Origin of the sequence: Sorangium sp. So ce363, assembly GCF_051520435.1 — a bacterium.
Taxonomy (GTDB): domain Bacteria; phylum Myxococcota_A; class Polyangia; order Polyangiales; family Polyangiaceae; genus Sorangium; species Sorangium cellulosum_B.
Window position 1 is genome coordinate 7,038,523 of record NZ_CP150333.1, and the last position, 26,259, is coordinate 7,064,781.

The 26,259-nt window shown below is 72.5% G+C and carries 18 protein-coding genes; 9 read left to right on the forward strand and 9 right to left on the reverse strand.

Annotation, left to right across the window (positions count from 1 at the left end):
- Positions 1-4,923 carry a translocation/assembly module TamB domain-containing protein gene (locus tag WMF12_RS26475; RefSeq protein ID WP_437850005.1) on the forward strand — a complete coding sequence of 1,641 codons (4,923 nt, stop codon included), beginning with the start codon at positions 1-3 and terminating at the stop codon, positions 4,921-4,923.
- 71 nt (positions 4,924-4,994) lie between these two features.
- Here the strand turns inward: WMF12_RS26475 and WMF12_RS26480 are convergent, their stop codons facing one another.
- From WMF12_RS26480 to WMF12_RS26500, 5 genes are all read right to left on the reverse strand, one after another.
- Positions 4,995-5,624 carry a hypothetical protein gene (locus WMF12_RS26480; RefSeq protein ID WP_437850007.1) on the reverse strand — a complete coding sequence of 210 codons (630 nt, stop codon included), beginning with the start codon at positions 5,622-5,624 and terminating at the stop codon, positions 4,995-4,997.
- Positions 5,625-5,896: 272 nt separating this feature from the next.
- Complete coding sequence (locus WMF12_RS26485) at positions 5,897-7,714, reverse strand: hypothetical protein (protein ID WP_437850008.1); 1,818 nt, start codon at positions 7,712-7,714, stop codon at positions 5,897-5,899.
- Positions 7,715-8,278: 564 nt separating this feature from the next.
- Positions 8,279-9,382, reverse strand: coding sequence for a hypothetical protein (locus WMF12_RS26490; protein WP_437850009.1), 1,104 nt, complete (start codon positions 9,380-9,382; stop codon positions 8,279-8,281).
- Positions 9,379-10,104, reverse strand: a complete 726-nt coding sequence (locus WMF12_RS26495; protein WP_437850011.1) for an RNA polymerase sigma factor — start codon at positions 10,102-10,104, stop codon at positions 9,379-9,381. The genes WMF12_RS26490 and WMF12_RS26495 overlap by 4 nt, the downstream gene beginning before the upstream one ends.
- Positions 10,104-11,288 carry a hypothetical protein gene (locus WMF12_RS26500; RefSeq protein ID WP_437850012.1) on the reverse strand — a complete coding sequence of 395 codons (1,185 nt, stop codon included), beginning with the start codon at positions 11,286-11,288 and terminating at the stop codon, positions 10,104-10,106. Before WMF12_RS26500 ends, WMF12_RS26495 begins: the two co-directional genes overlap by 1 nt.
- A gap of 282 nt (positions 11,289-11,570) precedes the next feature.
- On the opposite strand from WMF12_RS26500, the gene WMF12_RS26505 reads away from it, so the two are divergent.
- From WMF12_RS26505 to WMF12_RS26515, 3 genes are read left to right on the forward strand one after another with little or no spacing between them, the layout of a single operon-like run.
- Positions 11,571-11,948 (forward strand): hypothetical protein, encoded by a 378-nt coding sequence (locus WMF12_RS26505; RefSeq protein WP_437739461.1) that lies wholly within the window; start codon positions 11,571-11,573, stop codon positions 11,946-11,948.
- Positions 11,948-12,640, forward strand: coding sequence for a DUF4166 domain-containing protein (locus WMF12_RS26510; RefSeq protein WP_437850013.1), 693 nt, complete (start codon positions 11,948-11,950; stop codon positions 12,638-12,640). Before WMF12_RS26505 ends, WMF12_RS26510 begins: the two co-directional genes overlap by 1 nt.
- Positions 12,637-13,173, forward strand: a complete 537-nt coding sequence (locus tag WMF12_RS26515; RefSeq protein WP_437850014.1) for a hypothetical protein — start codon at positions 12,637-12,639, stop codon at positions 13,171-13,173. The genes WMF12_RS26510 and WMF12_RS26515 overlap by 4 nt, the downstream gene beginning before the upstream one ends.
- Before the next feature lie 19 nt (positions 13,174-13,192).
- Here WMF12_RS26515 and WMF12_RS26520 read toward each other — a convergent pair whose 3' ends face one another.
- The 3 genes from WMF12_RS26520 to WMF12_RS26530 form a co-directional block, all read right to left on the reverse strand.
- Positions 13,193-14,071 (reverse strand): carbohydrate ABC transporter permease, encoded by an 879-nt coding sequence (locus WMF12_RS26520; protein WP_437541520.1) that lies wholly within the window; start codon positions 14,069-14,071, stop codon positions 13,193-13,195.
- Position 14,072: 1 nt separating this feature from the next.
- A complete protein-coding gene (locus tag WMF12_RS26525; protein WP_437739464.1) occupies positions 14,073-15,005 on the reverse strand; it encodes a carbohydrate ABC transporter permease in 933 nt (310 codons plus the stop codon).
- Positions 15,006-15,127: 122 nt separating this feature from the next.
- The gene (locus WMF12_RS26530; RefSeq protein WP_437850015.1) at positions 15,128-16,531 is read right to left on the reverse strand and encodes an ABC transporter substrate-binding protein; all 1,404 of its coding nucleotides are present in this window, start codon (positions 16,529-16,531) and stop codon (positions 15,128-15,130) included.
- A 731-nt stretch (positions 16,532-17,262) separates the two neighbouring features.
- Here WMF12_RS26530 and WMF12_RS26535 point away from each other — a divergent pair.
- From WMF12_RS26535 to WMF12_RS26545, 3 genes are all read left to right on the forward strand, one after another.
- A complete protein-coding gene (locus WMF12_RS26535; protein ID WP_437850016.1) occupies positions 17,263-18,543 on the forward strand; it encodes an isochorismate synthase in 1,281 nt (426 codons plus the stop codon).
- 97 nt (positions 18,544-18,640) lie between these two features.
- Positions 18,641-20,857, forward strand: coding sequence for a chorismate-binding protein (locus WMF12_RS26540; RefSeq protein WP_437850017.1), 2,217 nt, complete (start codon positions 18,641-18,643; stop codon positions 20,855-20,857).
- A 31-nt stretch (positions 20,858-20,888) separates the two neighbouring features.
- Positions 20,889-23,102 (forward strand): anthranilate synthase component I, encoded by a 2,214-nt coding sequence (locus WMF12_RS26545; RefSeq protein WP_437873898.1) that lies wholly within the window; start codon positions 20,889-20,891, stop codon positions 23,100-23,102.
- A gap of 244 nt (positions 23,103-23,346) precedes the next feature.
- On the opposite strand, the gene WMF12_RS26550 is transcribed toward WMF12_RS26545, so the two are convergent.
- Positions 23,347-24,174 carry a GNAT family N-acetyltransferase gene (locus tag WMF12_RS26550; RefSeq protein WP_437739468.1) on the reverse strand — a complete coding sequence of 276 codons (828 nt, stop codon included), beginning with the start codon at positions 24,172-24,174 and terminating at the stop codon, positions 23,347-23,349.
- Between the two features lie 227 nt (positions 24,175-24,401).
- On the opposite strand from WMF12_RS26550, the gene argG reads away from it, so the two are divergent.
- Both argG and WMF12_RS26560 read left to right on the forward strand, forming a co-directional pair.
- Positions 24,402-25,754 (forward strand): argininosuccinate synthase, encoded by a 1,353-nt coding sequence (gene argG / locus WMF12_RS26555; RefSeq protein ID WP_437739469.1) that lies wholly within the window; start codon positions 24,402-24,404, stop codon positions 25,752-25,754.
- A 141-nt stretch (positions 25,755-25,895) separates the two neighbouring features.
- On the forward strand, positions 25,896-26,255 hold the full coding sequence (locus WMF12_RS26560; RefSeq protein ID WP_437766365.1) for a phage holin family protein: 360 nt from the start codon (positions 25,896-25,898) through the stop codon (positions 26,253-26,255).
- The last annotated feature ends 4 nt before the right edge of the window (positions 26,256-26,259 follow it).

Consider the following 26,259-nt stretch of genomic DNA (forward strand, 5'->3'; position numbering starts at 1 on the left):
ATGCCAGAGACTCCCGCCCTCCCTCCCGCGCCCGGCACCGGCGTCCCGCGCCGGCAAGGCCGCTTTCGCCGGGCGCTGGCCCGCGCGGCCGCGGTGTCGGCCAGCGTGATCGGCCTGGGCGGTGTCTTCGTCGCTGCGGCGGCGGTCGGCGCCGTCATCCACCTGAACGCCGGGTCGACCCGCAACCTGACAAGGCAGCTCGTCAACGACACCCTGCGGTCCACCCTCGAGGGCCGGATCGAGATCGAGCATGTCGACCGCCTCGGCCTCTTCACCGCCGACATCTCCAGGGTGACGGTGAGCCACCCGAACGGAACCGAGCTCCTGCGCGTCAGCGGCGTCCACGCGGACTTCAACGCGCTGTCGATCGCGACGGAGCTCCTCCTCGGCGACGGCGACCTCGCCGTCACGATCCCGCTCGTCCGGGTCGCGGACGCGGACGTGCTGCTCGAGCAGGACGAGCAAGGCGCGCTCACCCTGGCCGAGGCGCTCACGCCGACGCCGTCGGAGCCGCCCGCCGAGCCTGCGCGGCCGCTCCGCCTCGAGCTGTCGCGCGTCGTGCTCGATCGCGCGGCGGTCCACGGCACCGTCGCGCCAGGGAGCCCCATCGACGCCACGATCGAGGGCCTCGCCGGCGGCGTCGTCGTCGCGGACCGGAGCCGGTACGCGCTCGAGCGCGTGCGCATCACGGAGCGGCGCCTGCTGCCGGTCCCGGTCGAGGCGACCAGCATCTCCGGGAGCGTCAGCGTGCCCGCGGACGCGCCGATGGAGCTCACCGCGAAGCTCGAAGGGAGCGTCGGCGCGATCCCGCTCACGGCCGAGGGGACCCTGAAGGACGAGCACCTCACGGCGCGGGTCTCGTCCGCGCGCGTGACGCCCGAGGCGGCCCTCGCGATCGATCCGAGCGCGCCGCTCGCCCGGCCGCTCTCGGTGCTGGTGACGGCCGACGGAGCGCTCTCGGACCTGGCCGTCACGGCGCGCGTCGCGGTCCTCGATCCGCTCGTCGCGAGCGACGCCGTGACCGGCGAGGTCACCGCCAGCGCCCGGCTCGACGCGCTCGATCCGAAGCGCATCACCGCCGAGGTGCGGATCTCGGAGCTCGACCCGCGCGCCTTCGTCGGGGCGGCGCCCGCCGCGCGGGTGAGCGCGGAGGCCCGAGGGGAGATCCACCTCGACGAGGAGGGCGGGCCGCGCATCGTCGCCGAGGCCAGGACGGAGCCGTTCGTCGTCGCGGGGCAGCGCGTGCCGGCGACAGAGGCGCGCGCGACGCTCGAGCGCGGCGCGCTGCGGGCCGCGGCGACGATCCACGAGCCCGGCGCGCCCATCGAGGCCAGGGTCGCCCGCTCGAAGGACGGGGTGCTCGAGTTCGAGGCGCAGAGCGAGATCCCGTCGCTCGGCGCGGTGCAGCGCGTCCCGCGCGGCATCCACGGCAGCGCCGCGCTCCACGTCGAGGGAGCGCTCAGGGACGAGGCGCTCGACGCCAAGGCGACCGTGCGCGTCGCCGGGCTCCGCGTCGGGTCCGATCTGAAGCTCGGGCGCGGCGAGGTCCGGGCCAAGGCCAGGGGGCCGCTCGACAAGCTCACGATCGACGGCGTGTTCCGCGGAGCCGACCTCCGCGCCCAGCAGTACGCGTTCCGCAGCGTGGCGGCGAGCGCCGCGGGGCCCGTCACGGCGCCGCGCGTCCGCGTGTCGCTGGCCAGCGCGGAGCGCCGGATCACGGCCTCCGCCCACCTCGATCTGCCGCGGAGCGAGGCGCGGCAGCTCCGCGTCGAGGTGGCGCGCGGGGAGGACGAGGTGACCGCGCAGGCCGCCCGCGTCGCGTGGGACCGCGGGATCGCCCTCCGCGGGCTCGCGCTGCGCGGCGACGGCGTGGGGGAGATCGAGGGGAGCCTCTCCCTCGCCGGGGACGAGATCGAGGGAGACCTCCGCGGCACCGCGATCGACCTCGCGCGCATCGCCGACATCACCGGCGCGCCGCTCGGGATAGGAGGCCTCGCCAACCTCGACGTGTCGGTGCACGGCCGGGGGGCGCGCCGCGCGGGGCGCGTCCAGATCGAGCTCGAGGGCGGCTCGGTCCCGGGCGTGGCGCCGCGGCTCTCGATGAACGTGACGGCGCGCCTCGACGGGGAGGCGCTGAAGGCGGACGGCCTGGTCCGGCTGCTCGCGCCGCCCGAGCCGCCGCCCGCGCAGGCGCAGGAGGCCCAGCGCCGGGGCGCGACGCCCGACCAGACGCTGACCACGGCCTTCGACACGGCGTCGCAGCAGAAGGCGCCACCCCCGCCGGTGTGCCACGGCGCCATCGCGCGCGTGCTGGTCGACGGGAGCGCGGCGAGGCTGCGCGGGCCGCTCCTCTCGGCGCGCACCTGGCAGACGGTCACCGGCTCGGCCCGCATGGACGCCGACGCGTGGCAGCTCGGGTGCCTGGCGCAGGCGTCGCCGGTCCAGCTCGCCCTGAGCGAGCTCTCGGGCCGGCTCACCGCGCGCCTCGCGGTGGCGCGCGAGGCGGGAGAGCGGCTCCCGTCGGTGCGGAGCCTCCTTGTCCGCACGGAGGGCCTGCGCGCGGCCGGGCCGATCGACGCGCAGACGGGCGCGCCCGCGTGGGTGTCGAGGAAGCTCGACGCGCGGATCGCGGGGGATCTCGACGCGAAGACCGGCGACGCCCACGTCACGCTGTCGGTGTTCGATCGCCAGCTCGTGGCGGAGCTCTCGGCCGCGCTCGACGCCGATTTGCCGGCGCTCCTCGCCGATCCGGCCGCGGCGCTCCCGCGGACGTCGATCGCCGCGCACCTCCGCGTGCCGCGCCGCCGGCTCAACGATCTCACCGAGCTGGCCGCCCTCGGGAAGCGGACGCCGGTGCTCTCCGGCTCCGCGGGGCTCGACGTGTACTTCGCGGGGAAGCTCGCCGAGCCCCGGCTCGTGGTCCGCGCGACGGCGACGAACGTGGGCGGCACGGCCGGCCCCTCGCTCTTCGGCAAGCTCCGGGTCGACACGCTGCTCGTCTATGACGGGCGCGACGCCGCGCTCGACGCGTACGCGTTCCGCGGACCGATCACGTACATGACGGCGAAGGCGAGGCTGGGCGCGGACGCCGCCGCCCTCCTCGGCGGGGCCCCTTCCGCTCGGCGCTTCAGCAACGGCAGCCTCGAGGCGAAGATCGCGGATCTGCCGCTCGCGGAGGTGCCCGTCCTCGCCGACATGCAGATCGGCGGCGAGGCGCGCGGCGAGATCTCCGTGCGCGGGCTGTTCGAGGCCGCGCCCGAGGTCAGGGCGCACCTTCAGTTCCCGGGCCTCACGCTCGGCCCCGACGCGCGGTACGAGACCGCCGAGGCGTCGCTCGACATCGCGCCGCCGGGCGGCGCGGGGCGCACCGCGGCCGTGGCCAGCGTGCGGCTCGAGGGGCGCGACGGCGGCCGGCTCGAGGCCAAGGCCCAGGCGCCCATGGTGTGGGACGCGAACGCGATCCCGACGCTCACCGACGATCGGAACGCCTCGGTGTCGCTCGCGGTCGATCGCTTCCGCCTGAGGGCGCTGGAGCCGTTCGTGCAAGGCTCGGTGAACCGGCTCGACGGCACGCTCGACGGCGAGGTGCGGCTCGGGCTCGGCGCGCAGGCGGGCTTCTCCGGCGAGATGCGCCTCGAGGGCGGCGTCGTCCAGGTGGCCACGATCGGCCAGCCGTTCGAGAACGCCTCGTTCCGCGTCGCCGCGAGCCCCTCCGGCGAGCTCCGCATCGACGACCTCCGCGCCGACGCAGGCAACGGCCAGGTCCGCGGGAAGGCGACCCTCCAGATGGAAGGGTTCGCGTTCCGGAACGCCCGCGCCGAGCTCTCGATCCCGAGAGGCCGAGCCCTCCCGATCGCGCTGGAGGGCGTCCCGATGGGCGAGGTGCGCGGCCGGGTGGCGCTCGCGGCGGAGAAGCGGGCCGAGGAGATCGCCGTCCGCGTCGACGTGCCCTCGCTCGATCTGACGCTGCCGCCCACGATCGGGCGGAGCGTGCAGCCGCTCGGCGAGAACCCGACCATCACGACGTCGGCGCCGCTCAGCCAGGAGGAGTACGAGGCGCGGCGAGCGCCGGCCGAGCCGCCGGAGCAGGCGAAGGAGAGCGCGGGCGGCACGCCGATCGCCATGGAGGTCCACCTGGGCAGGATCGGCGTCGAGGGCGACATGGTGCGGGCCTCGCTGTCGGGGGATCGGGCGCACCCCCTCCGCATCAAGATCGCGGGGGAGACCGAGATCCGGGGCAACGTGAACATCCTGTCGGGCAATCTCGAGGTGCTCGGCAAGGAGTTCGAGATCGAGCCTGGCGTGGTCGCGCTGCAGGGGGATCCGTCGAATCCGTTCCTGAACGTGAGGGCGTTCCACGACACGCCGGAGGGGACGCGCATCTTCATCGACTATGTGGGGCAGCTCAACCCGATCACCGAGGACAAGATCACCTTCCGTTCGGAGCCGCCGCGCCCGGAGAACGAGGTGATCGCCGAGCTCCTGCTCGGCAGGGAGTTCGCGGAAGGGACGCTGGCGGGCGGCACGTCCGAGCAGCCCGCGTCGGGCGGCGGCAGCGCCGCCGGCGGGGTCGCGGCCAGCGTGGGGACGGGGCTCGCGTCAGCGCAGCTCAACATGATCCTCCAGAGCATCGGTCCGCTCCGGAACTTCGAGACGAAGCTGGGCACGACCGAAGAAGGCGCGCTGAAGACGACCGTGGGCTACCAGCTCGGGCAGCAGGTGACCGCGAGCGCGAGCTACGAGGCGGGGCCGACGGGGCAAGGACAGGGGCCAGGGTCCGGGGGCGGCAACACCGGCGCGCAGGCGCGCACCGAGGTGAGCCTCGAGTGGCGCTTCCGCCGGGACTGGTCCGTGCGGGCGGCGATGGCCACCGGCGCGAACCCGGCGACGAGCCTCGACCTGCTCTGGAAGCACCGCTACTGAGCGCCGTCGCGATGCGGGCGCGCCCGTTCGTCAGGGCGGCGCATCCCCTTCGGCACCGGCTGCGCGCCGGCTCAGCGCGCGACGCAGATGCCGCCGCAGTCGGCGCCGATCGGCGGGCTGCAGTCGTCGCCCGGATCGTCGATGCAGGTGAGCCCCTCGGGGCACGGGCGCGCCGTGATGCCGCCGCACGCCTGCGGGCGGGGCTCGGGCACCACGCAGATGCCGCCGCAGTCCGCCCCGCCGTGCTTCGGGTCGCAGTCGTCGCTCGGATCGTCGATGCACTCGAGCCCCTCGGGGCACTCGAACCCCGCGAACCCCCCGCAAAACGGCGGCTTGGGCGTCGGTTCCACGCAGATGCCGCCGCAGTCCGCCCCGCCGCGCTCCGGGTCGCAGTCGTCGCTCGGATCGTCCACGCACTCGAGCCCGTCGGGGCACGGGAAACCCGCGAATCCCCCGCACATCGTCGTCGGCGGGTCCTCGACGCACACGCCGGGACAGTCCGCGCCGCCGTGCTCGGGGTCGCAGTCGTCGCTCGGATCGTCGACGCAGGCGAGCCCGTCGGGACAAGGGGTCCCGAGGAACCCGCCGCACGTCTCTGATCCGGGCGGATCCGGCGGCTCTCCGGTGTCGCCGCCGCCGTCTCTGTCGCAGCCCGCGAGCCCGATCACGATCAGCAAGAGAGCCATCCCTTTGTGGCGCATCAGAACCTCCGCGTTGCGTTTGTCCGAACCCCACCATGAAGCAGCTTCGGTGCCACGGGAAGCGGACGCAATTCGGGCGGAGCGCGCGGTCCTCGGCGCGGGCACCGCGATCGCGGCGTCTTGCTGTGTCGCGGTTGTGCCAACGGCTTGACGGGAGGATTCGCGGGCGGGCGCGGAAGTCGTCTCCTCCGCGGGCCCAGGGGCGGCGTATGCATTGTATGCATTCCGCGCGCCGCCCCTGGGCGGGCCGCGTCGATGGGGGTGTCGACGCGTCAGAGCGCGGTGGAGAGCCGGTCGAGCACGGCGTTCATGATCGGCCGATAGCCGTAGTCAGGCGACGAGGTGTCGACCAGCTGCCTCGGGCAGATCGAGCCGGCGACTCCGCGCTCCCCGAGGCTCCGGATCAGCTGCAGCTCGCGGAGGCCAGGGTAGGCCTTGGCGTGGTCCTGCGTCGTGGACCGCGCCCCGGGATCCGCCGGGTCGTTCGTGCCTTCCGGCTTGCACAGCGGGTTGTCGCTCGGCGCGCCGGTGATCGGCCTGCAATCGCACGACTGGGCCGCACCGTCGCAAATGCGCTCCTCGGCGAGGGGGAAGATGCAGGCGTACTGGAGATCTCCAGTGCTCCCCGTCGGGATCGTGTACTCGCGGCCGTTGATCGGGTTCCAGCCCGCGCTGCTCGGGTGGACAGTCGCGTCACCGGTGATCGGGTTCATGCCCGAGCGGGGCGCCGCCGACTCGACCATGAGCGGATCCGCGGCGGGGACGTAGTTCGCCGGATCGCCGAGGATAGCTTCCCAGGTGCTGCTGAGGGTCGTGCCGGACGGCGGGTCGGCGAGCTCGGCGGCGTTCTTGAGCCCGCCGACCGGCTGGCCGAACTGGTTCAGGCCGTCCAGGAGATCGGGCTCGCCGAGCGCGTTCTGGCGCGCGAGGTCCTGCCACGGCACGCCGACGATGCCGGTGAACACGATGTGCTGCGGCCCTCGGGTCCGGGTGTTGTCGTCGCTCGGGTCCAGATCCGAGAAGATCGGGTTCGGCATGAGCTCTCCGCTCCTCGACACCACCATGGGCTCCGTGAGCGCCCGGGTGTACCGGTCGACCGGGTAGAGGAAGTCGACCCCGAAGCGGCGCTTATGGTCCCAGCACCGGAGGTTCACCGGGTCTTCCGCCGCGGTGAGCCTGGCGATGGTGCCATCGGGAGCGGTGCAGGCCGGATCGACGGGGCAACCGTCCTGCTGCTGTGCGCAGGACGTGCAGCACGGATCGTTCGGGTCGGTGGCGCACTCGCTCCGCGGCCGCCACAACCTGAAGCCCTGTCCCATCTCGGCGACGAGGTAGTTCCTGTCTTCGTCCTTGATCGAGCAGTCGTTCTCGTCGGAGAGCATCACGATGAGCAGGAGCGAGTCCGGCCGGAGGAAGGCCTTCCGCTGCTCCAGGAGCGTCGTGTCGAGCCCGGCCACTGTAATGTTCTCGGTCGCCGGCGACACGGAGATCGCCCCATACGGCTCGGGATCGACGAGGAAGCGATAGAAGCTCTCCAGCGGCGCCTCGAAGCCGCACCCGGCTTGCCCGACCCCTTGCACGATGTCGCTGAGCTTCTCGGCGAGCGCCACCGGATCGGAGTCTCCCGCAGGGACGTGGCTTCCGGTCGGGTCCCACACGAGGAAGCCCTTGTCCTGGTAGGTCGGCAGGTCGTTCTCGCTCGTCTCATTGGAGCGCGCGAGGAGGCGGGCCATGTCGACGTTCGAAGCGGACGTTGCCGCCTGACAGGCGCTCGACCCGTGGCCGCCGAGGCTGCTGCTGATGACACCGATGTGCATGTCCTGCACCGGAGTGCGCACGCGCAATGTGCCTGCGGGGCATGCGCTCAACCCGCTCGGGGGCTGGACGGGGGGAGCAGCACCGGTCGGATCCACGCAGAGCGGGTTGGTCATGCCGTCGACGAAGTCGGCGAGCACCAGGCGCATCAGTTCCTGCTTGTCCGCCATCGAGCCGGAGTTGTCGACCACGAAGAGGAGATCGACCTTGTCCGGCGTGAACTGCGGCGGAACCCAGCCGCCTGCGCCCGTGCTGGAGTCGCCCCCGCTACCCACGGTAGCATCGCTGCCGCCGCTGCCCCCGACACCGTCGCTGCCGCCGATTCCCGAGCTGGTGGTGGAGCTGGAGCCGGCCCCGCCGAGGGATACCTCGACTTGACATGCCACGAGCGAGACGGCGCTCAGGACGAGAAAGGGCGACAGTGCTCTTGATAGTCTCGAAGACATAATTCCTCCTTGCGCGGTGCCGTGACGCGCCGTCCAACACCGGCAGTGACCGAACGTGAAGGGACGCCCGCCCCGCTTCCCATTTCAAAAAAACCACCTGACCCCAAAACGAGACGGCCAGCCCTCTTTCCCGCCCCGCCCATACGCGTTAACCAAGCTCGTTCGGTCACGCTCAGGACACGAAGCCCGCCCCGCTCCACCCCACCATCGGGCACCAACGTTTACGTGAACGTGAACGTGAACGTTTACGTGGTCGTGGTCGTTCACGGCCTACCGTTGACGACCACGACCACGACCACGACCACGTAAACGACCACGACCACGTAAACGTTCGGATGTAGGAGAACGCGGAGCGAGGCTTGGTTAACGCCTATCCCCCCGATCGCCCCCGCTCTAGGGGGTAAAGGAGCGGAGACGGGGTACGTGCGGGCTCGACGGATAGGCGAGGAGGAACGCCGACGCGCGCTGCGCAGCCGCCGCGCGATCGCCGCTCTGCCAGAGCGCCTCGATGGTGAGCGCCTCGCGCTCCTGCGCCAGCGCGCCGCCGGGAAAGCGGAGCCGCGCCTGCTCGGCGATCCTCAGCGCGCCGGAGGCATCGCCGCGCCGGAGCGCCGCGCGCGCGTCGCCGAGGAGCGTCAGCTCCTCGCGCAGCCGGCTCTCCCGCAGCCCCGGGCTGGAGGCGCCCTCCGCGCCTGTAGCCTCCGGCGCGGGCGCCGCTTCGAGGACGTCCGCCCTGGCCGCGGGCGGCGCGCTCGCGGCGTGCTCCGATAGCGGCGCGCCCGGCCTCGCGGACGTCGCGGCCGCGCGAGGGCCGGTCCGCGCGGGTGACCTGTCCGGCAGCGGCGCCTCGGCCGGCGGCGGCGGCCTGGGTCGCAGCGGCGCCTCGACCGGCGGCGGCTCGGCAGGCGGCGCCAGCTCGACAGGCGGTGGCTCGGCAGGTGCCGGCTCGGCCTGCGCGGCAGGCTCACGGCCCTCCGGCGGCGAAACCGGCGCGGATCCCGGCACCGCGACGGCCTCCGCGGCCTCGACGATCCGAGCCGGCGGCGCCTCGCTCGACGGAGCCACAACGACATAGCCGGCGACGATCAGGCCCCCGCAGGCGGCGCCGAACAGCATCGCCTTCAGGATACCCGCAGCGCCCGCCGCTGCGGCCACGCCGCCGGTGACCGCCGCGCCGCCAGCGCCGGCGCCCGTCGCAGCGGACACCACCTTGCCCGCGGACACGGCCGCGGCGATCTCGCCAGCACCCGCCGCCGCGCTCGCCGCGCCGCTCGCGCTCGCCGCGCCGCCCACGTTCGCCGGGAGCGCCCCTCCCGCGGCGCCTTGAGCCCCTCCGAGCCCGGCGGCTCCGGCGAGGCCGATCTGCGCGGCCATCGTGGCCCACACCCGCTCCTGCGCCCCGTCGGGCGGGTCCGCCGACGGCGCTGCTCGCAGGAGCTCACGCTCCGTCTCGAGCGCGTTCGCCTCGGCGTCGAGCCAGCGCACCGGATCGCTCATCGCTCCCCTCCCGCGCGCTTCCAGACGGGTTGCCGCTCCACCTCCGGCAGCGGAAGGACGACCGAGGGATGCCCCTCGGGCACCGGCGCGCGCTCGGCAGCCGCCGCCTTCAACACGGGCTGCGACCGCGTGGTGACCCGAGGCCCGCCCACGTGGAACTCGTCGCGCGCCTTCAGGCGCGCGACGGCGCGGCGGAACGCATCGCGGGCGAGGCGGAGGCGCGAGTAGACGGTCCCCAGCGGGACGTCGAGCAGCTCGGCGACCTCCTCGCCGCCCATGCCGTCGAGCTCGAAGAGCGTGAACACGGCGCGCTGCTCGAGGGGCAGCTCGTCGAGGATCGCCTCGAGCAGCGTGATCGCCTGCCGCCGCTCCGCCTCCGCGCCGACGTCGGCCCGGTCATCGGCGCAGTCGAGCAGCGGCTCGTCGTCGTGAGCACGCCGCCTCATATGCGCGAGCTTGCGCCGGTCACGGGCGGCGTGAAAGCAAATGCTGTAGAGCCAGGTCGTAATTTTGGACCGACCCTCGAATTCGGACAACCGCCGATGGACGACCAGAAACACGTCCTGGACCGCGTCGGCGACGTCGCTCTCGGGCACGCCGAGGCGGCGCAGCGATCGCCACACGAACCGGAAGTGCTGCGCATAGACCTCTCCGAAGGTCATCCTGTCCTGCCGCTTCTCGCCATGCCCATCACCTCCGTGGCGGGTTCCGTGGCTCGCCATCAAAAAATCGACACGCGGGCGCTCAGGCCGACGAGCAGCCCCACCGGGGAGGGGTCGAGCGCCACGTCCTGCGTCAGGGGCGCGCCGGCCTCGTCGCGCGCGCGGCGCTCGACCGTGAAGCGCGCCCGCGCGACCGGCGCGAGGAGCGTCGCGCGCGCGGACCAGCCCAGCGCGCTGGATCCGAGGAGGGTTCCTTCCGCGACGGCCGAGCCGCCGAGGGCGAACCAGGGCGCGGAGGCCTCGCGGTCCGGGGCAAACCCCTTGCCGGAGCCGTAAACGGCGCCCAGCACCGCCGCCGCGCAGGCCGAGAGCCGGAGGCCGTCGAGATCGCCGGCGATCGTCGCACAGCCGCGCGCCGTGGCGGCGCCGAGCCCGAGGGAGACGACGCCCGGTGCGAGCTCGGTGTCCTGGGGGGGCAGCCATACCCCACCGACGCCAGCGGACCATGCGCGGCGCCGCAGGGAGACATCGGCGATCGCGGCCGCCCGGAAGGGATCGAGCATGCCCACGGTCTGCGCGGCGCCGAGCTCCATCGAGACGTCCCCGCGCGCCACCCGAGGCGGAGGACGCGGCGGCGCCGGCACGACAGGAGCCAGCGCGGGCGCGACAGGGGCCGGCGCGGGCGCTGCCGGCGCAGGCGCAGGCGCAGGCGCGACAGGGGCCGGCGCAGGCGGATCGCTGTCGAGCAGGATGGCGAGGGTCAGCGCCACGGCCTCGACGAGCTCGCCGCAGGACGCCCCCACCTCGGACGAGAGCTGCCGCGTGCGACCACCTGCCTGAAGGATGGCGGTGTACGTGGCACCGTCGTGGAGAAAGCGGACCTCGATCTCGGTCGCCCCGTCCGCGCTCGCCAGGGCGCCACCTGCGTTCGCTGACGTGTCGACAGGAGGGCCGCCGCCCGCGTTCGCTGACGTGTCGCCAGGAGGGGCGCCGCCCGCGTTCGCCGGCGTGTCGCCGGCAGGGGCGCCGGCGGTGCTCACGGGGTCGAGAGCCCGCCTCTCCATCACCCGCTCGACCGCGACGGCGAGCGACGGCGCGTCCGGGCAGTCGGCCGCAGCGGGCGCCCGCTGGACCGCGAGCCGCGGGAGCGGGGCGGCCACGACGACGCTCGGCCAACCGAGGGAAAAGGCGCACACGGCCAGGACGCACAGCGCGCCCCGACGCGAGGGATGAGGGCAGGTCACAGGATGCCTCCCATTACCGCAAGGAACGGCGCAAGCGGAATTAGGACGCGCAGAGCTCCGTGGCCTTGGGCGAAATCGCCGCGAGGGCGAGACCGCCAGACGGCCAGGCCCCCGGCGCCTGCGGGAGACGCCGGTCGCGACGGCGCGCGTTCCATGGCGGAGGCGTCACCGCCTGCCACGCCGGAGAGCATGACGCCGCCGCCCGTGGCGCGACCGAGCGACCGATCGAACGACGGCGACGCCGGTCGCGAGCACGGCATGGGATCGGATAGAGTGCGCCCCATGAACTCCTACGAGCTGGTGACGTGCGCGAGCTGTTATGGCGAAGGCGAGATCAACACGGACTCCGGCCCCTATCTGTGCAAGGACTGCCACGGAAACGGCCGCATCCTCCCGACCGGAGAGCAGATCGAGGAGCGCATCCGCGAGATCGAGGTCGAGCTGGAGCGCCACCCCCAGGAGGCGAAGCCGGAGACCCGATGGCTCGTCTTCGAGCTGCGGCGCACCCGCAAGCTGCTCTGGCAGATCCGGTCGTACTGCGAGGAGGCGCGGAGCGACACAGACGACGCGATCATCGTCAAGATCCGCGATCTCGCCGACGCGGCCGTCGCCCCGAGGAGCCCTGCGGTGCCGCGGGAGATGCTCCCAGAGGACGCCTGATGCGCGGCTCCACCGGGGAGCCGGACAGTCGACCCCGGGGAGCTCCCGCGTCCTGCTCGAGCGCGGCGCGGGGTGTTCCAGCGCCTGCTCTCTACCCTGCCCTCCTCGGCGCCGCGTGGGCCGCGCTCGCGCCGCCGGTGCAGCGCCTCCACGCGGGCGGCGTGCGCGCTCGCGGCCGCTTCCGCGTGCGGCGCGGCCGGGGGCTCGCGGCGCGCCTGGTCGCCGGCCTGCTGCGCATGCCGGAGGCGGCCGAGGACGTGGCCGTGACGCTCGCCGTCGAGCCGGCGGGCGACGGCGAGCGGTGGCTCCGCACCTTCGGGGTTCGCCCGCTCTTCTCCTCGCAGTGGCGCGCGGGTGATCTCCTGGTGGAGGGGCTCGGCCTCGTCCAGTGCTGGTTCCGGCTCCGCGCCGAGGGCGGAGCGCTCGTGTTCGAGCAGGTGCGGTCGACGCTCGGGCTCCGCCGCCTCGGCCTGCCGCTGCCCCGGTGGCTCGCCCCGCGGATCGAGGGGCGGGCCGGGCCGCTCCAGGACGAGGTCCACGTCGACGTGCGGATCTTCGCGCCGATCGCCGGGCTGCTCGTCGCGTACGAGGGGAGCGTGACGAACGAGGCGGGCGGCGAGGCGCCCCCCGCTCGCGCCGGCGGGCACACGCCGGAATCGACCGCGCTGTCAGCGCCGGAGCCCCGCGCATGATCACGGCGCTCGTACTCCTCGCCGTGCAGGGCGCGCTCGGCGCCTTCGACACGCTCTATTACCACGAGTGGCGGGCGCGCCTGCCCGGCGGCGTGCCGGGCACGGCGCCCGAGCTTGTCCTTCACGGCGTGCGCGATCTCCTGTACGCGGTGCTCTTCGCCTCCTTGCCGTTCGTGCGCTGGGAGGGGCTCGCCGCGTGGGCGCTCGCGGCGCTGCTCCTCGCGGAGATCGCGATCACGCTCCGCGATTTCGTCGTCGAGGACACGGTCCGGAGGCCGCTCGGCGGCGTCTACCCGGGAGAGCGGGTGATGCACGCCGTGATGGGCATCATTTACGGCGGCGCGCTCGCCCACCTCGTCCCCGAGATCTGGCGCTGGGCGCGCGGCCCCACCGGCTTTTCCCGCTGGGACGCGCCGCTCTCGCTCCGCGTGATCCTGCCGCTCATGGCCGCAGGCGTGCTGCTCTCGGGGCTGCGCGACCTCGGCGCCGCCTACGGGCCTCGCTGGCTGCGCTTCCCGTGGGGGCGCGCGTGAGCCGCCGCCCGACGCGCCGTCAGCCCTTCACCGCGCCCGCCGTGAGCCCCGCGAGGATCCGCCGCTGGAAGACCAGCGTCAGCACCACGAGCGGCACGGTCACGACGATGGAAGCCGCCATGGTCTGCCCCCAAGGGATCTCGTAGAGCCCGCTGCTCGTCGTCGAGAACGCCTGGATCGCGTAGGTCACGGTGCGCTTGTCCGGCGTCTGGGTGAAGGAGAGCGCGAACAGGAACTCGTTCCACGCGGCGATGAAGGCGAGGATGCCCGTCGTCGCCATCCCGGGGACCGAGAGCGGCAGCATGACCCGGGTGAACACCTGCCAGTGCGTCGCGCCGTCGACATAGGCCGCCTCCTCGATCTCGCGTGGGATCGCCTTCATGAAGCCGGTGAGCACCCACACCGTGAAGGGAAGCGTGAAGATGAGGTACGTCAGGATCAGCGCGGGGAGCTGGTTGTACAGCTTGAAGAAGTTGATCATCTGGAACAGGGCGCCGAGGACGGCGATCTGCGGAAAGATGGTCATCCCCAGGACCACGTAGAGCACCAGGCTGCGCCCTCGGAAGCGGAACCTCCCCAGCGCGTAGGCGGCCAGCGAGCCCACGGCGAGCGACACCGCGGTGACCGAGACGGCGACGATCACGCTGTTCAGGAGCGCCGTCTGGAACTCGCCGTTCGCCAGCACGAGGCGGTAGTTGTCGAGCGTCGCGCGGCCGGGCCAGTAGCGGACCGGGGTCGTGAAGAGCTCGTCGTCGGGCTTGATGGAGGAGACGAACGCCCAGACGAACGGGAAGACGGTGAACACGAGCACCGCGGCGACGAGCAGGTAGAGCAGGGCCCGCAAGGCGCCCTGTCCCAGCGAACGGCGCCGCCCTGCGCCTCGCGAAGCGCCGCTCATCTCACACCTCCTCGGCGCGGAACACCGCGAGATAGATCGTGATGAACACCGCGATGATGAGGAAGAGCGCGACGGAGATCGCCGAGCCGTAGCCGATGTCCGAGACGCTGACGAGGGTCTGCTGCGCGTAGGTCGCCATGGTCTGCATGTCCGGCCGGTTGCCGAACATGACGAAGAAGACGTCGAACACCCGGAGCGCGTCGAGCGTGCGGAAGATGAGCGCGACCAGCATCGCGGGCCTGAGGAGCGGCAGCGTGATCCGGGTGAACTGCTGGAGCGCCGTCGCGCCGTCGACCCGCGCGGCCTCGTACAGATCGTGCGGGATGAGCTGCAGCCCGGCGAGGAGGAGGAGCGCCATGAACGGCGTCGTCTTCCAGACGTCGATGAGCGCCACGGCCCAGAACGACACCGCAGGATCGGCGACGAAGGCGACGTTGCGGTCCAGGACGCCGAGCTGGTTGACGAGCAGGTCGTTGAAGACGCCGTAGACGTCGTTGTACATCCACTTCCACATCTGGGCCGAGATGACGGTCGGTATGGCCCAGGGGATGAGCATGGCCGCGCGCACCGCCGAGCGCCCCTTGAAGCGGGAGTTGACGACGAGCGCGACGCCGAGCCCGAGGGCGAGCTCGCCGAGCACGGTGACGACCGTGAAGAGCACCGTGAGCAGGACCGCGTCGTGGAAGTAGCTGTCCTGCACGAGATCGACGTAGTTCTGCGCCCCGATGATCCTGGCCGGCTCCCCGGTGCCGAGGCGCGCGTTCGTGAAGCTCAGGTAGAACGTCTCGGCGAGGGGGTAGAGGGCGATGAACGCGACGACCGCGAGCGTCGGCAGGAGGAACAGCCAGGCGCGCCGCTGTCGCCGCGCGTCGAGCGACGGGTGGTCTGGAGGGGCCGCCGCGCTCGTGGCCGCTGGGTTCGCCGGCATGCTCATGGGATATCCGTTCTCGCGAGGTGGTGTGGCCGGGAGATCTCGTGGGCCGCGCCGCGCGCCGCGCGCCGTGCCACCGGTGGGCGAGGCGCGCGAGGGCGGCGCGCGGCGCGCGGCGCGCGGTGTCAGCGAAGCGCGCGCGTGAGCCGCTGCTCCACCTGCCCGAGCACCGCCTTCGGCTCCTTGCCCTGCAGGACCTGGCTCACGCCCTGGAAGAAGGCGATCGACGCCTCGTTGTACCGAGCGCCGGTGCTGTTCGAGGGGCGCGGCACGAGCGCGATGTCCTTCGCGCTCGCCAGGAAGGGCAGCGACTTCACCACCTCCGCGTCCTGCTGCACCGACCGGATCGTCGGGAGGAAGGAGCCCGCGGTCGCGCGGAACCGCTGCGCCTCGGGGCTCGTCATGTAGCGGACGAGCTCGATCGCCGCGTCCTTGTTCGGCGAGAACTTCGACACCGCGAGCTGCCATCCGCCGATGGTGCCCGCGCTCTTCTGTCCGGGCTCGTGCGGCAGCGGGCCCGCCGCGAACTTGCCCTTGATCGGCGACCGCTCGGCGTTGCCCGCCGCGTAGGCATAAGGCCAGTTGCGCATGAAGGCGGCGTTGCCGCCCTGGAACGCGTTGCGCGCGTCCTCTTCCTCGTAGCTCGTCACGCCGGCGGAGGAGATCGAGCCCACCCAGCCCCTGGCGCGCGCGAGCGCCTTCTGGGCTTCCGGGTTGTTCACGGTGATCTTGCCCTCCTCGATGATCGCGCCGCCGCCGTGGGAGGCGATCCACTCCAGCGCGTTGCAGGTCAGCCCCTCGTAGGCCTTGCCCTGCCAGACGAAGCCGAGGAAGTTCGGGCTCGCCGCCCGCTCGCCGTCCTGGATCTTCTTCGCCATCTGCTCCAGCTCGTCCCACGTCTCCGGCGGCTTCTGATACCCGTACTTCTCCAGAAGATCGGTGCGGTAGTAGAGCAGCCCGAAGTCGGTGAACCACGGCATCGCCACGAGCTTGCCGTCGACCGTGTTGTTCTGGACGATGCTCTCGATGTGCTGCTTCGCCGCCTCGCCGAGCTTCTCGCTCAGATCGACGAGGTTCGGCGCGAAGGCGCCGGGCCAGATGACGTCCAGCATCATGACGTCGATGTCCCCGGACTGCGCCTGGAAGAGGCGCTGGTAGACGGAGTAGGTCTCGGTCGCGTCCTTGGGACGGGGAATGATCGTCACCTCGATGCCGGTGTCCTTCTGGAACTGCTGGATCATCACCCTGTCGAGCTCGGCGCCCACGCCCACCGGCTCGCTGTAATACTTGAGCTTGCTGCCGGCGTATCGCTTCGCCTCGGCGGCGTTCGGCACGGCGGGGGGCTGCGCCTTGATCGCCTTCTCGCCCGGCGCCTCCGACACCGCGGCCGCCGTCGTGGCCGCGGCGCCAGGGGGGTTCTCGCGGGCAGGCGGGCTCTTGTCTCCGCGGCAGGCGCACAGCCCGACGACGAAGAAGATCAGCGCTGCGGTTCGCCATGCGCGGAGATCATGCTGCCGAGTGGGGTCCATCGCAGGATCCTTTCTGAGCTCTGTTCTGGAGAATTTTCGCATTCCCGGTGGCCGGCAGAGCTATCGAGACGCGCCGCTCACGCCCGCGCCGCGAAGGGCGAGTGCCCGCGGCAGCATCGACCAGATGCGCGCTCGGGGGCAAGGGATCGCGCCGCCTCTCCAGGGGTAAAAAGCCCAGGAAAGAGCCGTCGATCACAGACGGGACGGAGCGCGCGCTGCTCGGCACTGCTCTGCTCGCTGATCGCTGGCAGCGCAGCACAGCAGACGGCGCGCGGCGCGCCGCGCACAGCGCCTGGCGAAGGCGCGTGGCGCGATGCGCTGCTCGGAGACGCGAAGCGCGCTGGCGGCGAGGTGAGGTGAGACGAGACATCAGCGCTGGCCGCGAGACGCGACACGACGCGCGCTGGCGGCGAGATGAGGTGAGACGAAACGCGATGCGCCTGCGTCGTGCGGAGACAACGCGCGCAATACGTGCGCGTGCGCGCGCGCGCGCCGACGCCACCACCTCGCCTCGAAGCGCAATTTCAGCGGCAATTCAGCGGTAGACGCGCGCCGCGCGCGCCCTGAACGTGGGCTGCTTTGCGCTTGCGGAGCCTTTCCGGAGGCGGTAGAGCCGATGCTGCGTGGCCGGCGCTCGCGATCCGGCACGGTGCCGCGGGCTCGTGGCCTGCTGGCTCCAGGCTGGTCCTGCCGAGCAGGACGAGCCCGAACCGGCCTGCGCACGGCGGTGCATGACTCCCCTGACGTTCTCCTCCTCGGCCGACGCCCCCCGCCAGGCGGCGCGGCTCGTCGCCCGCACCTTCCGGCTCGACGCCGACACGCTCGCGAAGCTGCCCGGCGGCGTCTCGTCGCTCATGGGAGACGGCGCGCGCGTCTGGCTTCACCCCGGCACCCAGCTGGTCGCGCACGGGGTCGCCGCCCGCCTGGAGCTGCCGCACGGCATCGAGGGCGGCGTGGCGTGGATCCAGGAGGCGCTCGCGTCGATCGAGGCCGCCGACGCCGTGGGCCGCCCGGGCTGCGGCCCGGTGGCGCTCGGCGCCCTGCCGTTCGACCGGACGGAGCCGGCCGCGCTCGTCGTGCCGGCCCAGATCGTCGGCGCGGCCCCCGACGGGACCGCGTGGGTCACGACCATCGGCGAGGGCGCCGCCCCGGCGCCGCACCTGGAGCGGGCCGAGGGCCACCGGCGCTCGCCCGACAGCTTCACGCTCCGCTCGGCGCTCCCGCACGAGGAGTGGTGCGGGCGCGTCGCGCGCGCGGTGGCCGACATCCAGCAGGGGGCCCTCTCCAAGGTCGTGCTGGCCCGCGCGGTCGACGTCGAGGCGAACCGCCCCATCGTCGTCGAGGAGGTCCTGCGCCGCCTGACCGCGCTCTACCCCTCGTGCGCGATCTTCCACGTCGACGGCTTCCTCGGCGCGAGCCCCGAGCTCCTGCTCTCCCGCCGCGGGCGCGCCGTCTCCTCGCACCCCCTCGCCGGCACCTACGCGGTCTCCGCCGACGTCGACGCCGACCGCCGGTTCGCCGAGGTCCTGCGGCGCTCGGCCAAGGACCAGCGCGAGCACCGCTTCGTGGTCGACGCCGTGGCCGCCGCGCTCGCGCCCGAGTGCGCGTCGCTCGAGGTCCCCAGCGAGCCGTCGATCCTGAGCCTGCGCAACGTGATGCACCTCGGCACCCCGATCCATGGCCAGCTCGCGGAGGCGGCGCCGGACGCCCTCACGCTCGCTGCGCGGCTTCACCCGACGCCCGCCGTGTGCGGCACGCCGCGCCAGGCGGCGGAGGCCTGGCTGGGCGCGCACGAGGGGATCCGGCGCGGGCTCTACGCGGGGCTCGTGGGCTGGGTCGACGCCCGCGGCGACGGGGACTGGTTCATCGGCATCCGCAGCGCCACGGTCGACGGCGCGCGCGCGCGGATGGTCGCGGGCGTCGGGGTCGTCGCAGGCTCGAGCCCGGAGGCCGAGCTGGTCGAGACGCAGCTCAAGCTCCAGGCCATGCTCGCGGCCATCATCCGCCCCTGATGCCGCGCCCGCCGCCGGGGCGCCTCACCCGAGCCGGGATCCGCGCCGGCTCGCCTGCATTGACGGCCTCAATGCGGGCCCCGAGGCGAGCTTCGCCGTGAAGACACTCCTCATCGACAACTACGACTCGTACACCCACATCCTCGGGCAGTACCTCTGGGAGGTGAGCGGCGAGGAGCCGATCATCGTCAAGAACGACAGCCTCTCGCTCGCCGAGATCGAGGGCCTGGAGCTCGACAGCATCGTCATCTCGCCCGGCCCCGGCCGCCCGGAGCGACGGGCCGATTTCGGCGTCTGCGCCGAGGTGATCGAGGCCCTCGCCGGGACGCCGATCCTCGGCGTCTGCCTTGGCCACCAGGGGCTCGCGGCGCGCTTCGGCGGGCGCGTCCAGCACGCCCCGCGGGTCATGCACGGCAAGATCGTGGAGATCGAGCACGACGGCGCCGGGCTCTTCGAGGGCGTGCCCAGCCCGTTCCAGGTGGTGCGCTACCACTCGCTCATCGTCGGCGACGGCGAGCTGCCGGCGGAGATCCAGGTGACCGCGCGCACGCGCGGCGACGGGCTCATCATGGCCCTCAAGATCAAGGACCGGCCGTTCTACGGCGTGCAGTTTCACCCCGAGTCGATCGGCACCGAGCACGGCAAGAGAATCATCCGCAACTTCAGAAATATCGCCATGAACACGCCGCGCGACCGGAGGGGCGCGGCGCTCCACCGGAGCACACGCGCGCCGGGCCTCTCCGCAGGCGCGCTGGGTGGTTGCGCGCCGGGCGCGCCGGCGGGCGCGCGGCGACGCGGGCGCATGCGTCACCTCCGGCTCCCGTGGGTCGATCCCGAGCGGGCCTTCGCCGGGCTCTTCGCCGCGGCGCCTTACGCGTTCTGGCTCGACTCGAGCGCGGCCGGCCGTGACGGGCGCTTCTCGTTCATGGGGAGCGCGACCGAGGCGATCGAGAGCCGCGGCGCCGCCGTGACGCGGTGGAGCGCCGGCGGCCCTGGGGACGCCCTCACCTCGACCACGTCCGAGGGGAGCCCGTTCGTCGCGCTCCGGCGAGAGCTCGCCTCGATATCGCTCGATCCGAGCGGTCTGCCCTTCCACTTCACCGGTGGCCTCGTGGGCTACCTCGGCTACGAGCTCAAGGAGCACCTCGGCTTCGGCGCGTCCGCTCACCCGCGCCGCGCGCTCCCGGACAGCGCGATGATGATCGCGCGGCGGATCCTGGCCTTCGACCACGTCGAGCGCGCGGTATACGCGTGCGCGATCGACGCGATCGACGCGATCGACGCGATCGACGCGATCGACGCCGACGAGCCTGCGTCGCCCCCGTCCGGACCGTGGCTGGACGAGATCGCGGCGCGCCTCCAGGGCCTCCCAGCGCTCTCGGAGCCGCTCCTGCCGCCCGTCCCGGAGGGCTTCGCCGACCGGATCGCGCACGCGCCGCGCCTCTCGCGCCGGGAGCACCTCGACGCCATCGAGGCCATCCTCCGCGAGATCCGCGAGGGCGAGACGTACGAGGTGTGCCTCACGAACGAGTTCCACGTACGGACCTCGCTGGATCCGTTCGCCCTCTACCGCGTCCTGCGCCGCACGAACCCCGCGCAGTTCTCGGCGTTCCTCAGGCTGCCGGAGGGCGCGGTGCTCTCGTCCTCGCCGGAGCGGTTCCTGGCGGTCGACCGGGAGCGGCGGGTGCGCAGCGAGCCCATCAAGGGGACGCGACCGAAGGGCGCCACCGAGGAAGAGACGCTGGCCCTGCGCCGCGATCTCGCGACCAGCGACAAGGACCGCTCCGAGCTCCTCATGATCACCGACCTCGTCCGCAACGACCTCAGCCGCGTCTGCGCCATGGGCTCGATCGACGTCGAGGCGCTCCAGCGGATCACGGAGCACGCGACCCTGCTCCAGCTCTCCTCGGTGGTCACGGGCGCGCTCCGCGAGGGGAAGGGCGCGCTCGACGCGCTCGAGGCGTGCTTCCCCGGCGGGTCCATCACCGGCGCGCCGAAGCACCGGACGGTCTCGATCATCGACGCGCTGGAGCGGCGCACGCGGGGCGTGTACACGGGCTCGATCGGGTACCTCGCGTACGAGGGCCCCATGGATATGAACATCGCCATACGGACCCTCGTCGCCGACGGCCGGGGGCTCAGCTTCGGCAGCGGCGGCGCGGTGGTCGCGGAGTCGAGCGCGGAGGCCGAGTACGAGGAGGTCCTCGTCAAGAGCTTCCCCCTGCTCCGCGCCATCTACCTCGCGGAGCGCGCCGCGGACGCCGGTCGAGCGCCCGCGCGGGACGCACGCGCCACGAGCGCGCAGCGCGGATGACGCGCCCGACGGAACCATGCACGCGGCGAAGATGCCGGTACGGCGCGCATGCCGCACCGCGTATACTCATCGCACAGAAGGAGACGCGGTCGTGAAACGAGAGAGCAACATTACGCGGAGGGGCGTCGCGGTGCGGCGGACGGTCGAGGACCTCGCCGTCGACGGCGCCATCCAGCCCATCGTCGAGGCGCTCGACAGCCACCTCGGCGTGGTCCTGGCGTCCAGCTACGAGGTCCCGGGCCGGTACACGCGCTGGGACATCGGCTTCGTCGATCCGCCGCTCGTGCTCGTCTCCCGGGGCCGCGACTTCCGGTTCACCGCGCTGAACGAGCGCGGGCGCGTGCTGCTGCCGGCCATCGACGAGGCCCTCCGTGATCTCGACGCGGTCGCGGCCCTCGAGCGGCGCAGCGACGAGGTGGTCGGCGCGGTCCGGCCGCCGGGCGAGCGGGTGCCGGAGGAGCTGCGCAGCCGGCAGCCGTCCATCTTCTCGGTGCTGCGCCGGCTCATCGAGCTCTTCGGGGTCCCCGGCGACCCGCTCTTCGGGCTCTACGGCGCGTTCGCGTACGATCTCGCCTTCCAGTTCGAGCCCATCCGCCTCCGCCTGGAGCGCCCGGCGGATCAGCGGGATCTCGTCCTCTACCTCCCCGACGAGATCGTCGCCGTCGACCACCGCCGCGAGCGCGCGACGCGCACGCGCTACGAGCTGAAGTACGGCGATCGCTCGACCGACGGGCTGCCGCGCGAGGGCGCGACGCACGCCTACGTCGGCACCGACCGCGCGCCCCAGAACGAGTACGCGCCGGGCGAGTACGCCGAGCTCGTCCGGTTGGCGCGCGAGTCCTTCAAGCGGGGCGATCTCTTCGAGGTCGTGCCGGGGCAGACGCTCTACGAGCCGTGCCCGGTCGCGCCCACCGAGCTGTTTTACCGCCTGCGCGAGCGCAACCCGGCGCCCTACGGCTTCCTGATGAACCTAGGCAACGCCGAGTATCTGATCGGCGCCTCTCCGGAGATGTACGTCCGCGTCGAGGGCAATCGCGTCGAGACCTGCCCCATCTCGGGCACGATCCCGCGCGGCAGCGACCCGCTCGCCGACGCCGCGCAGATCGCGCGCCTGCTCGCGTCCGCGAAGGACGAGTCGGAGCTCACCATGTGCACCGACGTCGATCGCAACGACAAGTCCCGCATCTGCGTCCCGGGGAGCGTCCGGGTGATCGGGCGCCGGCAGATCGAGATGTACTCGCGGCTGATCCACACGGTCGATCACATCGAGGGCCGCCTGCGCGACGGCTTCGACGCGCTCGACGCGTTCCTGGCGCACACGTGGGCGGTCACGGTCACGGGGGCCCCGAAGGCCTGGGCCATGCAGTTCATCGAGGATCACGAGCGCTCGCCGCGCGCGTGGTACGGGGCGGCGGTCGGCATCGTCGGCTTCGACGGCAGCATGAACACGGGGCTCACGCTGCGCACGATCCGGGTCAAGGACGGCGTGGCCCAGGTCCGGGTCGGCGCGACGCTGCTCTTCGACTCCGATCCCGACGAGGAGGAGCGCGAGACCCAGGTGAAGGCGTCGGCGCTCCTCGACGCGATCCGGAGGCCTCGCGGCATCGCCACGCCGCCTCCGGCGGCCATCCACCCGGTGCCTGGCGGCACGCGCAAGGTCCTCCTCGTGGATCACCAGGACTCCTTCGTGCACACGCTGGCCAACTACCTCCGGCAGACGGGCGCCGAGGTGATGACGCTCCGCGCCGGCTTCCCTCACGAGGAGCTCGACGCCTACGCTCCCGACCTCGTGGTGCTCTCGCCCGGCCCTGGCACGCCCAGCGATTTCGATCTCTCCGGCACGCTCGCGGCGCTGCTCCAGCGCCGGCTGCCCGTCTTCGGCGTCTGCCTCGGCCTGCAGGGGATGGTCGAGCACTTCGGCGGCAAGCTCGGCGTCCTCGACTACCCGATGCACGGCAAGGCCTCGCAGGTGCGCGTGCTCGGCGGGCGCCTCTTCGAGGGGCTGCCCCGCGAGTTCCGCGCGGGTCGCTACCACTCGCTCTACGCGTTGCGCGACGCGCTCCCTGCGTCGCTGAAGGTCACGGCCGAGACCGAGGATGGGGTCGTGATGGCGATCGAGCACACGGAGCTGCCCCTCGCGGCCGTTCAGTTCCATCCGGAGTCGATCCTGTCGCAGGACGACAACGTGGGGCTCCGGCTCGTGAGGAACGCCGTCACCGAGCTGCAGCGGGGCGGCGGGCGGTGACGGTCGATCGGTAAAGCGGGCGCTGGCGGCGAAATGAAAAAGCGCCGCCGGGGCCTCGGGGGGGAAAGGCCACGCCAGCGGCGCTGAACCAGAATATCAGCATGAGGCGTGCCATGGCGCACTTCCGTCAGGGTCGGGCATTTCGCATGGATGTCCTGGGCGTTCATTTCGGTTCTGCACGAACAGCGCTGCACACCTGAAATGTGCGCCGCCGTCGACGAGGCCCGGGGCGCCCGGGAGCGGCTCAGGCAGGCGCCTCTGGGCTCTCGCTCCGCCGCGTGAAGATCCCCTTGCTGTACGCCATGAAGAAGCCGAGCCGCATCGCGTTGCGCTCCGTGGGGATACCGGGGCTCGCGCTGATGCACGCCAGCAGGCGACCCTGCTCGCGCACCCGCTCCAGGCGGCGGGCGATGAGCGCCTGCTGGATGCCGCGCTCGCGGAACCGGGGGAGCACCGAGGCGCCGAAGAGCGCGGCGCCCTCGCCGGAGATCTCCACGCTGCCGCCGCCGGCGGGCTCGCCGTTCACGAGCGCCAGGTACGAGTCGCAGCCGGGGTGCGCGACCACGCGGCGCGTGATCTCGAAGAGCACCGGCGAGATCGGCGCGTCCGCGGGCCGGAAGCCGCTCGTCGCGATCTCGATGAACACCCGGACCTGCGCCTCGTCGCCCGGATCGATGCGCACGATCTCCAGCTCCCCGGGGCCACCATACGACGCCAGCGCGCGGAGGTCCTCGTCCGGCGCGAGCTCGCGCGCCAGCACGTTCTCGAACTCGCGCAGCACGAACCCTCGATCGGCGAGGCCGCGCACCAGCGATCCGTGCGCGAAGGGGCAGACCTGTATCTGCGGCTCCGCGCCGCGCGCCGCGTAGAACGCCACGAGGTGATCGAGATCCTCGCTTGAGACAGGCCCATCGAGGCCGAGCCCGACAGCGAAGTTTCCCCAGGAGCCCTCTCCATCAAAGGCCATCCACCCGCCCGCGATGGGCTCCGCGCAGGCGACCACGGCGGCGATGCCGACCGCCAGCCGGCGCTCCTCGATCCGGGCGATCTCGGCGTACGACAGCTTCGGCATGGCCTTGCACCTCATTTGCGAGCAGGGCTCGCGCGACACGGTGTCCTCCATCCTAGTCCGATGAGGCCCGGTCTGCGCCGTTCCGTGCAAGCCAGCGCGCGGCCGCGCCGCCCCGCGGAGCGGGCGGGCGGGGGTCGCTCGCGCGCACACACGCGCCGTCAGGCGCCTCCGCCGCCCCGCGATCTCCGCTCGCGCGCTCGCGGGCGTTGCGATTATGCTGCGCCGCCATGAGCAGGATCTTCCGTTCACTCCCCCCGGCGGGCACCCACCTCGGCATCGCGTTCTCGGGCGGCCTCGACACGCGCTGCGCGGTGGCGTGGCTCTCGCGCAACGGGCTCAAGGTGCACGCGTACACCGCCGATCTGGCGCAGCCGGACGAGGACTCCCCCGGCGACATCCCGCCGATCGCCCTGCAGCACGGCGCGGTCTCCGCCAAGCTGGTGGACTGTCGCGAGGCGCTCGTCCGCGAGGGCATCCTCGCCATCCAGTGCGGCGCCTTCCACCTCTCGACGGGCGGCAAGAAGTACTTCAACACCACGCCGCTCGGCCGCGCGGTGACCACGACCGCGATCGTCCGCGCGATGCGCGACGACGACGTCCACGTCTTCGGCGACGGCAGCACGCACAAGGGCAACGACATCCAGCGGTTCTACCGTTATGGCATCTTCGTCGACCCCTCGCTCAAGATCTACAAGCCCTGGCTCGACCCGAGGTTCGTGGGAGAGCTCGGCGGGCGCAAGGAGATGAGCGAGTACCTCGAGCGCCACGGGCTGCCCTACCGCATGGGGACGGAGAAGGCGTACAGCACCGACGCCAACGTGCTCGGCGCGACGCACGAGGCGAAGGACCTCGAGCACCTGAACACCGGGATCAAGATCGTCCAGCCCATCATGGGCGTCGCCTCCTTCCGGCCGGAGGTCGCCATCGAGGCCGAGACGGTGACCCTCGGGTTCGAGCGCGGCGTCCCGACGACGATCAACGGCAAGCGCTTCGGCTCCGTGTTCGAGCTGTTCGTCGAGTGCAACCGGATCGGCGGGCGCCACGGGCTCGGCATGAGCGACCAGATCGAGAACCGGGTGATCGACGCCAAGAGCCGCGGAATCTACGAGGCGCCGGGCATGGCCCTGCTCCACGCCGTCTACGAGCGGCTCCTGTCCGCCATTCACAACGAGAACACCCTCGACGTGTACTTCACCCAGGGCAGGCGCCTCGGGCGTCTGCTCTACGAGGGCAAGTGGTACGACCCCGAGGCCATGATGCTGAAGGACGCGCTCTCGCGCTGGATCGCCCCCGGAGTGACCGGTGAGGTGACGCTCGAGCTGCGCCGCGGCGACGATTACAATATCCTGAACACGCGCGCCGACTACATGGCCTATGCGCCGCACAAGCTCTCGATGGAGAAGGTCGAGGAGGCCTATTTCACCCCCGAGGACCGCATCGGCGCGCTCGAGCTCCAGAACCTCTCGGTGACGGACAACCGCCAGTTCCTGATCCACCTCATCGAGAGCACGCAGGCCCTCGGCCCGGGCGGCGCCCCCGCCATCGGCGAGCTGCTCGGCGGCGACAAGCCGAAGGAATGAGCCGGGGCGGCCCCTGAGCGGAGGCCGCGCGCCGGCTCCGCTCGCGACGCGCCGGACGAGGTTGCGCCCGGCACCTCCCTGGGTCACGAGGAAGGTGCGAACGCCGGCCCGCCCGAGCGGTGCCGGCCCAGGGAGGTGGTCATGAAGGCGCTCATCATCCAGGCACTCGCCGCGGGCCTCGCGGTCCTCGTCGGAACGAAGATCCTGCCCGGCGTGCGGATCCGAAAGACCCAGACGGCGCTCGTCGTCGCCGCCGTGTTCACCGTCCTCAACCTGCTGCTCGGCTGGCTCGTGAAGTTCCTGGTCGCGGTGGCGCTCCTGCCCGCCGCCATCCTCACGCTGGGCCTGGCGTATCTCTTCTTCGGCCTCGTCGTGAACTCGGTGCTGCTCTACGCCACCGACAAGCTCATCGACGATTTCGAGATCCGGGGGCTAGGGCCGCTCTTCGGCACGGCGGCCCTCATCTCGTTCGCAGGATGGCTGTTGCCGCGCATCCTGTGAGCCC

Excerpts from the sequence above, each read along its gene's own strand:
- WMF12_RS26475 (WP_437850005.1), top strand. The coding sequence starts at position 1 with ATGCCAGAGACTCCCGCCCTCCCTCCCGCGCCCGGCACCGGCGTCCCG.
- WMF12_RS26535 (WP_437850016.1), top strand. The coding sequence starts at position 17,263 with ATGACTCCCCTGACGTTCTCCTCCTCGGCCGACGCCCCCCGCCAGGCG.
- WMF12_RS26550 (WP_437739468.1), bottom strand. The coding sequence starts at position 24,174 with ATGCCGAAGCTGTCGTACGCCGAGATCGCCCGGATCGAGGAGCGCCGG.
- WMF12_RS26525 (WP_437739464.1), bottom strand. The coding sequence starts at position 15,005 with ATGAGCATGCCGGCGAACCCAGCGGCCACGAGCGCGGCGGCCCCTCCA.
- WMF12_RS26545 (WP_437873898.1), top strand. The coding sequence starts at position 20,889 with ATGCCGGTACGGCGCGCATGCCGCACCGCGTATACTCATCGCACAGAA.
- WMF12_RS26490 (WP_437850009.1), bottom strand. The coding sequence starts at position 9,382 with ATGAGCGATCCGGTGCGCTGGCTCGACGCCGAGGCGAACGCGCTCGAG.
- WMF12_RS26505 (WP_437739461.1), top strand. The coding sequence starts at position 11,571 with ATGAACTCCTACGAGCTGGTGACGTGCGCGAGCTGTTATGGCGAAGGC.
- WMF12_RS26515 (WP_437850014.1), top strand. The coding sequence starts at position 12,637 with ATGATCACGGCGCTCGTACTCCTCGCCGTGCAGGGCGCGCTCGGCGCC.
- WMF12_RS26560 (WP_437766365.1), top strand. The coding sequence starts at position 25,896 with ATGAAGGCGCTCATCATCCAGGCACTCGCCGCGGGCCTCGCGGTCCTC.
- WMF12_RS26510 (WP_437850013.1), top strand. The coding sequence starts at position 11,948 with ATGCGCGGCTCCACCGGGGAGCCGGACAGTCGACCCCGGGGAGCTCCC.
- WMF12_RS26480 (WP_437850007.1), bottom strand. The coding sequence starts at position 5,624 with ATGCGCCACAAAGGGATGGCTCTCTTGCTGATCGTGATCGGGCTCGCG.
- argG (WP_437739469.1), top strand. The coding sequence starts at position 24,402 with ATGAGCAGGATCTTCCGTTCACTCCCCCCGGCGGGCACCCACCTCGGC.
- WMF12_RS26495 (WP_437850011.1), bottom strand. The coding sequence starts at position 10,104 with ATGGCGAGCCACGGAACCCGCCACGGAGGTGATGGGCATGGCGAGAAG.
- WMF12_RS26520 (WP_437541520.1), bottom strand. The coding sequence starts at position 14,071 with ATGAGCGGCGCTTCGCGAGGCGCAGGGCGGCGCCGTTCGCTGGGACAG.
- WMF12_RS26530 (WP_437850015.1), bottom strand. The coding sequence starts at position 16,531 with ATGGACCCCACTCGGCAGCATGATCTCCGCGCATGGCGAACCGCAGCG.